The organism is Pseudomonas kilonensis, from assembly GCF_001269885.1.
In the GTDB taxonomy this organism is placed as follows: domain Bacteria; phylum Pseudomonadota; class Gammaproteobacteria; order Pseudomonadales; family Pseudomonadaceae; genus Aquipseudomonas; species Aquipseudomonas kilonensis.
In genome coordinates this window covers 130,492-139,008 of sequence record NZ_LHVH01000032.1, presented here as the reverse complement: position 1 = coordinate 139,008, position 8,517 = coordinate 130,492, and the positions used below count along the sequence as shown (strand labels likewise).

General features: G+C 60.0%; 5 protein-coding genes and 1 tRNA gene. 2 read left to right on the top strand and 4 right to left on the bottom strand.

Features of this window, described 5'->3' with window-relative positions; all coding sequences use genetic code 11:
* Positions 1 to 483: transposase (locus AD662_RS24045; RefSeq protein WP_156334935.1), on the top strand; the 483-nt coding region annotated here is incomplete at its 5' end.
* Positions 484 to 636: 153 nt separating this feature from the next.
* Here AD662_RS24045 and ggt read toward each other — a convergent pair.
* The 4 genes from ggt to AD662_RS24025 all read right to left on the bottom strand — a co-directional run bounded on the left by ggt (position 637) and on the right by AD662_RS24025 (position 6,758).
* Entirely contained in the window at positions 637 to 2,490 is a 1,854-nt protein-coding gene (gene ggt, locus AD662_RS24040) for a gamma-glutamyltransferase (RefSeq protein WP_053189855.1), read from the bottom strand.
* A 192-nt stretch (positions 2,491 to 2,682) separates the two neighbouring features.
* The gene (locus AD662_RS24035) at positions 2,683 to 4,299 is read right to left on the bottom strand and encodes a methyl-accepting chemotaxis protein (RefSeq protein ID WP_018604607.1); all 1,617 of its coding nucleotides are present in this window, start codon (positions 4,297 to 4,299) and stop codon (positions 2,683 to 2,685) included.
* 221 nt (positions 4,300 to 4,520) lie between these two features.
* Positions 4,521 to 4,597: transfer RNA gene (locus tag AD662_RS24030), tRNA-Met, on the bottom strand.
* Positions 4,598 to 4,700: 103 nt separating this feature from the next.
* Positions 4,701 to 6,758 carry a methyl-accepting chemotaxis protein gene (locus AD662_RS24025; protein WP_018604609.1) on the bottom strand — a complete coding sequence of 686 codons (2,058 nt, stop codon included), beginning with the start codon at positions 6,756 to 6,758 and terminating at the stop codon, positions 4,701 to 4,703.
* 333 nt (positions 6,759 to 7,091) lie between these two features.
* On the opposite strand from AD662_RS24025, the gene AD662_RS24020 reads away from it, so the two are divergent.
* On the top strand, positions 7,092 to 8,309 hold the full coding sequence (locus AD662_RS24020) for an MFS transporter (RefSeq protein ID WP_018604610.1): 1,218 nt from the start codon (positions 7,092 to 7,094) through the stop codon (positions 8,307 to 8,309).
* The last annotated feature ends 208 nt before the right edge of the window (positions 8,310 to 8,517 follow it).

The following is an 8,517-nucleotide window of genomic DNA, read 5'->3' as shown; positions in this document are numbered from 1 at the left end:
TTGCTCAAAACGGCGTTTGAGCACCAGATAAAGGCCATGCAACGACTGGAAATCTTGCTCGAGAAAACAATCCAGACGCAGTTGGAAGCAGCTGGCTTGGGCGCTCAGCTCAAGCGTTGCATGAAAGTCGAAGGCATTGGCCTATTGAGCGGTGCCCGTTTGCTCACGTCGTTTCAGCGTGGAGATTTCAGAAATGCCGATGCCTTCATCGCTTTTCTGGGCCTAGACCTGCGTATATCGGATTCTGGGAAAAAGAAGGGACGCCGCTGCTTGTCTAAGCGAGGTGACCCAGAGGCACGTCGATTGATGCATAACGCCGCGATGTCGGCGAGGCGCACAGCGGCATGGAAGGGTTTTTATGAGGCACTGAGGGCCCGGGGACTCAGCACAACCGAAGCATTAGTGGCACTGGCCCGCAAGCTTGCCCGAGTGGTATTCGCCCTGCTGAAGAACCAGAGCGAATACTTACCGAAAGGCATTTAAGGGGTAGCCCCGTACCATAGAATCTCCCACCGTTTTATCCGGGAAAGCCTTGATATTGTGTTCGCCGCCATCCCCTGTGGGAGCGAGCTTGCTCCCGATGGCGGCCACACATTCAACATCCTGGCACGCTGACTCAACCTGATCGACGAGTGCTCAATCCCCCAGTGCGGCACCTTCGCGCCGCGGGTCCGCGCCGCCGGCCAATGAAGTTTTCCCTTGCGCATCACGCACCCGGACGATCGCCTGGGTACCGCTGTTCATGTCGATCTCGCTCACCGCATGGCCTTTGTCTTTCAGCGTCTGGATCAGCGTCGGGCTGAACTGTCCCTTTTCCAGTTCGGTGGGGCCATTGCGGCTGCCGAAGTTGGGGAGATTGATGGCGGTTTGCGGGTCCAGGTTCCAGTCGAGCAGGCCGATCACTGACTTGGCGACGTATTCGATGATTTGCGAGCCACCGGGGGAGCCGACAGCGGCCAGCAGCCGACCCTGATGATCGAAGATCAGCGTCGGCGCCATGGACGAGCGCGGGCGTTTGCCGGGTTCGACGCGGTTGGCGACTTTTTGCCCGTTTTCTTCAGGGATGAAGGAGAAGTCGGTCATCTGGTTATTGAGCATGAAACCCTGGACCATCAAGTGCGATCCGAATGCCGACTCCACCGTGGTGGTCATGGACACGGCGCCACCCTGGTCATCCACCGCCACCACTTGCGAGGTGGAAATGCGTAGCGGCGAACGGTCCGGCGCATAGGCCACCTGAATGCCCGGCGGTGTTCCGGGCTTGGCGACGCCCATGCTACGAGGGCCGATCAGGCTGGCTCGGCTGGCAAGGTAACCTTGATCGACCAACCCTTTGAGCGGCACGGCTACAAAATTCGGGTCGGCAATGTATTGGGCGCGGTCGGCGTAGGCCAGGCGCTCGGCTTCGGCGATCAGGTGCACCGCTTCGGGGGAGGGTTCAATGCCGGCGGGTTTAGCGGTCTTGAGGGGTTTCAAGGGGGCGAGGGCCGCGTTGCTGTCGCGCTGTTCCAGGGCCTGCAACGTCCCGAGGATCTGAGCCACGGCAACCCCGCCCGACGACGGTGGTGGCATGCCGCAGATTTGCCAGCGCTTGTAGTCGGTGCATAGTGCGGGCCGCTCCCGTGCGGTGTAGCCCTGGAGGTCGTTCAGCGAAAGACTGCCGGGGTTGGCGTGACCCTGCACCTTGGCGACGATCTCCTCGGCAACCGGCCCTTTGTACAAAACATCGGGACCTTCGTTGGCGATGCGCTTGAGCACGCCTGCCAATGCCGGGTTTTTCAGCACGGTGCCGACTGCCTTCGGGCTGCCATCGGCATTGAGAAAGTACGCCGCCATGTCGGGCGAGCCCGGCAACGACGGGTCGGACGCGATCAAGGCGTGCAGCCTGGGGGAGATTGCGAAGCCCTGCTCCGCCAGCGCGATGGCCGGCTCGAACAGCCTCGCCCATTCGAGACGGCCATGTTTGCGATGGGCCAGTTCCAGTCCGCGCAATACCCCCGGTGTACCGACGGAACGACCGCCGATTTGGGCGGCGGTAAACGGCATGGGTTTGCCGTCGGCTTGCAGGAAAAGTCTTTCGGTGGCGCCAGCCGGCGCCGTTTCGCGACCGTCATAGGTGCGCACGGCCTTGCCATCCCACAGCACGATGAACGCGCCGCCGCCGATGCCTGAAGATTGCGGTTCCACCAGCGTCAGCACCGCTTGCATCGCAATTGCCGCGTCGATGGCCGAGCCGCCACGTCGCAACATCTCCCGCCCGGCCTCGGCCGCCAACGGGTTGGCCGCGGCCGCCATATGCTTGTCGGCGTGACGGGCCTGCACATCGGTGCGGTAGCCGGACGTGATTTCCGGCGGGGAAGGTAATGCCGGTGTGGTCGTGGAGGAGGGCGGGGCCTTGCAGGCGCTAAGCGTTAGCGCAACAGCCAGCAACGAAACGGCTGACAGACGATGAAGGTTTGGTTTCAGATCTATAAGCACGTGTCGCTCCATCCGTGGGCCTGGGGTATGGAAATTGACTGTAGCGATGCGAGGCGTGGGGCGCAAATCAACAAGGCTTCTTGCCACAGGGGCGTGCAAATAAATCCAGAGAGGGTGGGTACTTTTCTCAAGGCATAAAAAACGGCTTATCTTTCGATAAGCCGTTTTAGTACTGTGATGGCCTCTTCTGTGAGAATGCCATATTCAAAGCGTGAATCGACGCATTGTAACATTCAGGCGATCCGCCAACTGTTGCATGCTCGCTGCGGATTGGCTCAGGGTATTGGTCGCGACGCTGGTTTCCTCGGTCATTTGTGCCACTCGATCGACGTATTCAGCTACCAGCAAACTAGCAGAGCGTTGTTCCTGTAGCGCCGAGGCAATACCGGCGACAACGTCTTGCATGCGAGTATTGCTTCGGCGGATTTCATCCATCGCCATGCCCGCGGCGTTGGAGCAGCGCGCACCTTCCTTCACCCGATCTGTACTTTGCGCCATTGCCTCGATTGCCAACTGCGTACCTTGCTGAATGGCCTGAACCATACCGATGATTTCCTGCGCGGAACGCGCAGTGCGCCCGGCAAGCTCTCTGACTTCATCGGCCACCACGGAGAAACCACGCCCCTGTTCGCCGGCGCGGGCTGCTTCGATGGCAGCGTTGAGAGCGAGCAGATTGGTTTGGTCTGCGACCTGCTTGATAACTGCGGTGATAACGCTGATTTGACTCGACTGCTCTGCAAGTTGATTGACATTTTCTGAGGAGGCGGCTACTGCCGCCATGATGTTGTCCATTTCGGCTACCGCTTGCATCACCACCTTGCCGCCGTTCTCGGCGAACCCGTTGGCTTCGTGCGCGGTATTTCCCGCCACTTGGGAACTGTCGGAAATGTGGGCAATACTCACCGTTAACTCCTCGACGGCGGCGGACATCGAACTTGCCGCGTCGCTTTGCTGGCGGGTGCTGTTGTTGACCTGTTGAGTGGTAACAGCAAGTCCGGTCGCGGAGGTTGAAAGTTGTCTAGAGGCTGCATCAATTTCCCCGACAATGGCGCGGAGGTTGTCGGCCATGCGTTTCATCGATGCCATCACGCTGGCTTCATCGCCGCTGCGAACAGCAATCGCCATCTGCAGTTGGCCCGCCGCGATATCGTTGGCGATACGCGCCACGTCGTGCAGTTCACCCCCCAATTGATGTTGGATGATCACAGCGATACGCCAGCCAATCAGAACAATTAGCGACAACACCAGCACGCTTGCCACACCGGCAATCACCGTCCACTGGACGCGCACAGCGACCGCGTCGGCCGCGCCCTGGTTACCGAGCTGCTGATTATAGGCAAAGTGCTGTGTTATCGCGGCGTTCAGTTTGTCTGCAATGGCAACGCCATCAGTCAGCAGGTTGCGCGCCTGATCTTTATGGTTAGTACGCGATTGTTCCAAAACCCGCGCTGTTACCTCGTCGTAGGCTGCCGCGAGCGTTCGATCATCGGCCAACATTTGCCGATCTTTATCGTCGGAAATAAGCGGTTCATAATTTTTGAAGGCTGCCGCACGCGCCTCCCGTGCCTGCTTGATAGTGGTCTCGATCGCCGCCGTTGCGGCCGCGTCCGCATTGAGCACATGCGCCTGGATAGATACCCGCTGCTGCCAGAAGGCTGAGCTGGCCTCGTCCAACACGATGAGACTGGGCACCGTATTGACGTTGCCGTAACTCGCCGCATCGAATACAGCGCTGGCCTGATAGGAGCCGATGCCCGCCACCAGTCCCAAACCAAGAACTGCCAACCCGATCAAACAACTGATTCGCTGAACAATGGTCATGCATCTTCCTCCCTGGATAGGTCCAGTACAGCACACGCGTCACGGAAAAGTAGGTTTTGTCGCAGTAAATGTAATTTGCGCTGAGTTGTGGGGGGAGGGGGATACGCGATGTGAGGGGGACCGGATAGTCCAGGATGGACGTCCAGAAACAAGAAAGCCCGCACGAGGCGGGCTTCTTGAGGTGATTCATAGACTGCTGTAGACATCTATGAATCGGTACTTGGTGGCTACACAGGGACTTGAACCCCGGACCCCAGCATTATGAATGCTATGCTCTAACCAACTGAGCTATGTAGCCAAGTGGCGCGCATTATTCGCCGGTAACGAAGATGTGTCAAGCGTAAATCTGAAATATTTCTCTACGCTTTCAACCGCTTAACAATCCTCGCTGCAAATCGATATCAACCGAGCTGAAATCTCCCTGTGTTGGCACTCAGAGCCCGGCTTCCCTGGCTCAGGGTATCCGCCGCCAGGTTCACGGCCCTTGCGCCTTCAAGCAAACGCATCGCTGCCTGGTCGACCTGCTGGATATTGCCGCTGACCTCGTCGGCGGTGCTGGCTTGTTCATCCACGGCGGTGGCGATTTGCGCCAGGGTGTCGGTGACGCTTTGCACCGCGCTGGCAATTTCTCCCAGCCGTTCGCCAAGGCCGGTGACTGCTTGAGCGTCGGTCTGGGCCTGGCCGCAGGCGGCTTCCATCAGGCTGACGGCCTCGTTGACCGTGGCGCGCAGGCTGTCGACGGTGGCGGCAATCTGCTGTGTGGAGGATTGGGTGCGTTGCGACAGGCTGCGCACCTCGTCGGCCACTACCGCGAAACCACGGCCCTGTTCCCCGGCGCGAGCGGCTTCGATGGCGGCATTGAGGGCCAAAAGATTGGTCTGCTCGGCCACGCCACGAATGGTATCGACCACCAGTTGGATCTGTTGCCCCTGTTCGCTGACCCGTCCCAGTGCGGCGGCGGTTTCGTTGAGGCGCTGGTTGAGCTGCTGGATACTGGCCGTGGTGCGTTGGCTGTCGCGGCTGCTGTCAGTGGCGATGCGGCGGGTCTGCTGGGCGCTATCGGAGGCCTGTTCACAACTCTTCGCCACACCCTGGGAGGTGGCGGCCAGTTGTGTCGCGGCGGCAGCGATCTGGCTGATCTGCATTTGCTGGGCCTCGACTTCGCCCAGGGCGCCGCTGGAGTGCGTATTGAGGGTGCGCACGGCATTGCTCAACTGCAATGTCTCGTGGTCCACCCCCAGCAGGCTGTTGCGCAATTGCACCACGGCGACGTTGAGGGCGGTGCTGATGGCCGCCAGTTCATCGCGCCCTTGCACCGGTACTTGCAGGCTGAGATTGCCGTCGCGCAGGGCTTCGGCCAGCAGGGTGATGCCGCTGGCGCTGCGCCGGATCGACGCTTGCAGGCAAACAAAAAGATACAGCGCCGCCAGCAACAGGCAGCCCAGTACCGTCGCTACCAGGGTGAACTGGCGAATCGCCGAACCGTGGTAGTGGTCCAGCCGCGTATCCAGTGCCACCAGTGACTGTTGCCGCAGGGTCGCCAGATCGACGAGAAGGGCATCCATGTGTTTCTCGAAGTCTTCGGGCTTGAGACTGATGGAACCGCCGAACACGCCGTCATCCAGCACTTTCAGGCCGGCCTCCAAGTGCTTGAGGCTGCCTTGGAATTGTCCGGCCCAGGTTTGCAGATCGCTGGGCAGGCGGGTTTCCAGCAGTGCTCCGGTCTTGACCAGTTGGTCCCGGGCGTCGCCGATACGGCTGCGCAGGTCTCGCAGTTGCAGGCGACTCTGCAAGGTGAACTGGCCTGATACCACGGAGGCCTGGCCGACGCTTGCAAGGCGGCCGACCCGTTCGATCAGGTCTGGCGTCTGTTGGGTGGAGATCTGGGTCAGCAGATACGTCTCCAGCCAGGAAGCGAGGGTCAGGCGGTTGTCCATGACCATCTGCTCGCGCAAGGCTTGCAGAGCGCTGAGGGCGGCGGTGAAGCGGTCGTAACCATCTGGCCACCAACCGACGCTGCCCAGGCTTTTCGAATCCAGACCGTTGAGGCTGGTCTGCAGGGTTTGATAGCGGGCGAGGGTATCGGCTTCGGCCCCTTCGGTTTGCAGGGTATTGGCCAGGTCGTTGGCGGCCTGGTTGAGGGCCGGTTGCACGGCATCGTACGCCGCCATGGCGGCCAGCGTCGCCGGTGTCGGCTGCCGATTGGTCTCGGTAGCGCGCCAGCGGGCGGCGCGGTTGCGCTGGACGGTGAGCAGGTTGTCCAGGTTATCCAGGGCCAGCAATTGGCGCACCCCGGCGCGTTCCCCGGAAATCAGGCTGAGTTTGTCGCGATAGTCCTGGCCGATGAGCCACAGGCTGCCCATGAGCGGCAGGATAAAAAGCAGGAACAGCAATTGGAATTTGCGGGCGAAGCCGAAATGTCCCAACAACCTGATGCCTGGTGATAAAAAAGCCTGCATGCCCATACTCCCCCTGAACACCCTTGCACTATTTTTGTGCGCTTTCTACACAAGTGCCGAAACAGGTGCTCTTTTAAAAGGCCTCGAAAGTTTGTCCAAATCGGCTCGGTAGGCCAGCTCTGTAGCGAAACTTCCCATTCTCGGTCCCCTTTGTAAGGAGCCGCGTTGTAGGCCATTAACAAGGCAAGATTCAGACCATGGCGTTGAGCTATCACCTTGGATTTCGACAATTTTTCGAGTTCGATAGCTAGCTAAGGGGATAGCCTTGCTGCACCGAAAAATGGCACATTGACGCACCTGCCCGTGTGCACCCTCTGTCGTATGGAAACTCCCATGGCTATCAGCAATACCCAGGCCGAGATCCCAGCCGTTGCCGCCACTGCGCAAAGCAGTCCATTGGTCATGCGGATTATCGGCGCCGTGGCGCTGGCGCATCTGATCAACGACTTGATCCAGGCCGTGCTGCCGTCGATTTATCCAATGCTCAAGGACAGCTATGGCCTGACGTTCACTCAGGTTGGCCTGATCACCTTGACGTTCCAGTTGACCGCCTCATTGTTGCAGCCTTGGGTCGGTTATCACACGGACCGACACCCCAAGCCCTGGCTGCTGCCGGCCGGGACGGTGTGCACGTTGATCGGCATTGTGATGATGTCCATGGTCGGCAGTTTTGCCTTGATCCTGTTGGCGGCGGCATTGATCGGCATTGGCTCGTCGACCTTTCACCCGGAAGCGTCGCGGGTGGCGCGATTGGCCTCGGGCGGTCGCTACGGGCTGGCGCAATCGACGTTCCAGGTGGGCGGTAACGCCGGCTCAGCCTTTGGCCCGCTGCTGGCGGCGGCGATCATCATTCCCTATGGGCAAGGCAATGTGGCCTGGTTCGGGCTGTTCGCCCTGTTTGCGCTGTTCGTGCTGTACCGCATCAGCCGTTGGTATGCCAACCACCTGAACTTGTTCAAGCTCAAGCAAGGCCAGGCGGCTACGCATGGTCTATCCAAGGGCCGAGTCTTGAGTGCGCTGGTAGTGCTGGGGCTGCTGGTGTTTTCCAAGTACTTCTACATGGCCAGTTTCACCAGCTACTTCACGTTCTACCTGATCGAGAAGTTCGACTTGTCGGTGGCCTCTTCGCAATTGCACCTGTTCCTGTTTCTCGGGGCAGTGGCGGCGGGGACCTTCTTTGGCGGACCGATTGGCGACAGGATCGGGCGCAAGGCGGTGATCTGGTTCTCGATCCTCGGCGTGGCACCGTTCACCCTGATCCTGCCTCATGTCGACCTGTTGTGGACCAGCATCCTCAGCGTGGTCATCGGCTTCATCCTGGCCTCGGCGTTCTCGGCCATTGTCGTGTATGCCCAGGAGCTGGTACCGGGCAATGTCGGGATGATCGCTGGCGTGTTCTTCGGGCTGATGTTCGGTTTCGGCGGGATTGGCGCCGCGCTGCTGGGGCACCTGGCGGACATCCGTGGCATCGAGTATGTGTACTGGTTGTGCTCGTTCCTGCCATTGTTCGGGGTGTTGGCGATTTTCTTGCCGAGGACTCGAAAGGCTTGAGGCGGGGAGCATCGATGCAGCTGAGCCATCGCAATCGCGAGCAAGCTCGCTCCCACATGGGTTCTCGGGTGTTCAAGGTATCTACACACGACACAAAACCCTGTGGGAGCGAGCTTGCTCGCGAAGGCGTCGGCACATCCAACATCATCGCAACCTGACCCACCGCTTTCGCGAGCAGGCTCGCTCCCACATGGGGTTGTGGGTGCTA

What these genes read in the sequence shown, in the direction of transcription:
- ggt (WP_053189855.1), bottom strand. Translation starts at nt 2,490, where the DNA reads ATGGAGCGACACGTGCTTATAGATCTGAAACCAAACCTTCATCGTCTG.
- AD662_RS24035 (WP_018604607.1), bottom strand. Translation starts at nt 4,299, where the DNA reads ATGACCATTGTTCAGCGAATCAGTTGTTTGATCGGGTTGGCAGTTCTT.
- AD662_RS24025 (WP_018604609.1), bottom strand. Translation starts at nt 6,758, where the DNA reads ATGCAGGCTTTTTTATCACCAGGCATCAGGTTGTTGGGACATTTCGGC.
- AD662_RS24020 (WP_018604610.1), top strand. Translation starts at nt 7,092, where the DNA reads ATGGCTATCAGCAATACCCAGGCCGAGATCCCAGCCGTTGCCGCCACT.